Source organism: Asticcacaulis sp. AC466, assembly GCF_000495815.1.
In the GTDB taxonomy this organism is placed as follows: Bacteria; Pseudomonadota; Alphaproteobacteria; order Caulobacterales; family Caulobacteraceae; genus Asticcacaulis.
In genome coordinates this window covers 1-1,633 of sequence record NZ_AWGE01000038.1, presented here as the reverse complement: position 1 = coordinate 1,633, position 1,633 = coordinate 1, and the positions used below count along the sequence as shown (strand labels likewise).

The 1,633-nt window shown below is 54.0% G+C and carries 1 tRNA gene and 1 rRNA gene; both read left to right on the top strand.

The window, feature by feature from the left end:
• Positions 1–1,450, top strand: a 16S ribosomal RNA gene (locus AEAC466_RS43385); the annotation flags it as partial.
• An 88-nt stretch (positions 1,451–1,538) separates the two neighbouring features.
• Positions 1,539–1,614: transfer RNA gene (locus AEAC466_RS43380), tRNA-Glu, on the top strand.
• The last annotated feature ends 19 nt before the right edge of the window (positions 1,615–1,633 follow it).

Below are 1,633 nucleotides of genomic sequence, written 5' to 3'. Positions count from 1 at the left end.
GGGTGACGAGCGGCGGACGGGTGAGTAATGTCTGGGAAACTGCCTGATGGAGGGGGATAACTACTGGAAACGGTAGCTAATACCGCATAACGTCGCAAGACCAAAGAGGGGGACCTTCGGGCCTCTTGCCATCAGATGTGCCCAGATGGGATTAGCTAGTAGGTGGGGTAATGGCTCACCTAGGCGACGATCCCTAGCTGGTCTGAGAGGATGACCAGCCACACTGGAACTGAGACACGGTCCAGACTCCTACGGGAGGCAGCAGTGGGGAATATTGCACAATGGGCGCAAGCCTGATGCAGCCATGCCGCGTGTGTGAAGAAGGCCTTCGGGTTGTAAAGCACTTTCAGCGAGGAGGAAGGTGGTGAGCTTAATACGTTCATCAATTGACGTTACTCGCAGAAGAAGCACCGGCTAACTCCGTGCCAGCAGCCGCGGTAATACGGAGGGTGCAAGCGTTAATCGGAATTACTGGGCGTAAAGCGCACGCAGGCGGTTTGTTAAGTCAGATGTGAAATCCCCGGGCTCAACCTGGGAACTGCATTTGAAACTGGCAAGCTAGAGTCTCGTAGAGGGGGGTAGAATTCCAGGTGTAGCGGTGAAATGCGTAGAGATCTGGAGGAATACCGGTGGCGAAGGCGGCCCCCTGGACGAAGACTGACGCTCAGGTGCGAAAGCGTGGGGAGCAAACAGGATTAGATACCCTGGTAGTCCACGCTGTAAACGATGTCGATTTGGAGGTTGTGCCCTTGAGGCGTGGCTTCCGGAGCTAACGCGTTAAATCGACCGCCTGGGGAGTACGGCCGCAAGGTTAAAACTCAAATGAATTGACGGGGGCCCGCACAAGCGGTGGAGCATGTGGTTTAATTCGATGCAACGCGAAGAACCTTACCTACTCTTGACATCCAGAGAACTTTCCAGAGATGGATTGGTGCCTTCGGGAACTCTGAGACAGGTGCTGCATGGCTGTCGTCAGCTCGTGTTGTGAAATGTTGGGTTAAGTCCCGCAACGAGCGCAACCCTTATCCTTTGTTGCCAGCGGTTCGGCCGGGAACTCAAAGGAGACTGCCAGTGATAAACTGGAGGAAGGTGGGGATGACGTCAAGTCATCATGGCCCTTACGAGTAGGGCTACACACGTGCTACAATGGCATATACAAAGAGAAGCGACCTCGCGAGAGCAAGCGGACCTCATAAAGTATGTCGTAGTCCGGATTGGAGTCTGCAACTCGACTCCATGAAGTCGGAATCGCTAGTAATCGTAGATCAGAATGCTACGGTGAATACGTTCCCGGGCCTTGTACACACCGCCCGTCACACCATGGGAGTGGGTTGCAAAAGAAGTAGGTAGCTTAACCTTCGGGAGGGCGCTTACCACTTTGTGATTCATGACTGGGGTGAAGTCGTAACAAGGTAACCGTAGGGGAACCTGCGGTTGGATCACCTCCTTACCTAAAGATATTAGTTCGAGTGGCGTGCTCACACAGATTGTCTGATGAAAAAGTAACGAGCAAAAGCGTCATAAAAGTACGGTGTCGTGTCCCCTTCGTCTAGAGGCCTAGGACACCGCCCTTTCACGGCGGTAACAGGGGTTCGAATCCCCTAGGGGACGCCAAGCTTCCGACCCACCCGGT